Genomic DNA, 470 nt, shown 5'->3' on the forward strand with positions numbered 1-470 from the left:
GACTTCAATGGGCGTTTGACAAGTTTAATATACCGGTGAATATGCATCAGGAAGATCAGGAGGTACTGGATATGCTTCAGGCAAGCGGTATCAGATTCGGAATGCAGATAGATCCCGTAAAAGTAGATGTTGAATATATCAAAGAAGGGGATGAGCTGGAGCTGGATGGAGAAAAGTTTAAAATTTATCATGTTCCTGGACATTCTCCGGGAAGTGTGGTTTATCATAATGAAAATCAGAAATTCATGATCTCAGGTGATGTTCTTTTTGAAGGGAGTATTGGCAGAACAGATTTGTATAAAGGAAATTATGATCAGCTGATTGATGGTATTAAAACTAAACTTTTCATTCTGGATAATGATACGCAGGTTTTTTCCGGTCATGGGAATCCTACTTCAATTGGCTTTGAGAAACAATATAATCCGTTTTTGAAGTAAAAAATTTATTCAAATCTCGCGCAGATTATATTG

General features: G+C 36.6%; 1 protein-coding gene. It reads left to right on the forward strand.

Annotated features, from left to right (window positions below):
- A partial coding sequence (locus RNB18_RS51460) for an MBL fold metallo-hydrolase (protein ID WP_311720989.1) occupies nucleotides 1–437 on the forward strand: 437 nt, incomplete at its 5' end.
- Nucleotides 438–470 lie beyond the last annotated feature (33 nt).

This window comes from Streptomyces doebereineriae, assembly GCF_031845645.1.
Taxonomy (GTDB): domain Bacteria; phylum Actinomycetota; class Actinomycetes; order Streptomycetales; family Streptomycetaceae; genus Streptomyces; species Streptomyces canus.